General features: G+C 52.8%; 1 rRNA gene. It reads right to left on the bottom strand.

Annotated elements, in window-relative coordinates:
* Positions 1 to 625 (bottom strand): 23S ribosomal RNA (locus ACFFLE_RS11180); the annotation flags it as partial.

Here is a 625-nt window from a genome sequence, read left to right as displayed (position 1 = left end):
ATCACCAGGGTGGTATCCCACCAGTGCCTCCACGTAGACTGGCGTCCACGTATCTTCAGCTCCCACCTATCCTGTACAAGTGAGGTCGAGGTTCAATATCAGGCTACAGTAAAGCTCCACGGGGTCTTTCCGTCCTGTCGCGGGTAACCTGCATCTTCACAGGTACTATGATTTCACCGAGCCTCTCGTTGAGACAGTGCCCAAATCGTTACGCCTTTCGTGCGGGTCAGAACTTACCTGACAAGGAATTTCGCTACCTTAGGACCGTTATAGTTACGGCCGCCGTTTACTGGGGCTTCGATTCGCACCTTCGCTTACGCTGAGCGCTCCTCTTAACCTTCCAGCACCGGGCAGGCGTCAGCCCCTATACGTCACCTTTCGGTTTGGCAGAGACCTGTGTTTTTGATAAACAGTCGCTTGGGCCTATTCACTGCGGCTCATTTTCATGAGCACCCCTTCTCCCGAAGTTACGGGGTCATTTTGCCGAGTTCCTTAACGAGAGTTCGCTCGCTCACCTTAGAATTCTCTTCCCAACTACCTGTGTCGGTTTGCGGTACGGGCGGTAATGTATTCACTAGCGGGTTTTCTTGGCAGTGTGAACCCACAGCTTCGCCTACTATTTTCG

Source organism: Salinicoccus siamensis (genome assembly GCF_042429615.1).
Lineage (GTDB): Bacteria > Bacillota > Bacilli > Staphylococcales > Salinicoccaceae > Salinicoccus > Salinicoccus siamensis.
This window is presented reverse-complemented; position numbering and strand designations above follow the sequence as displayed.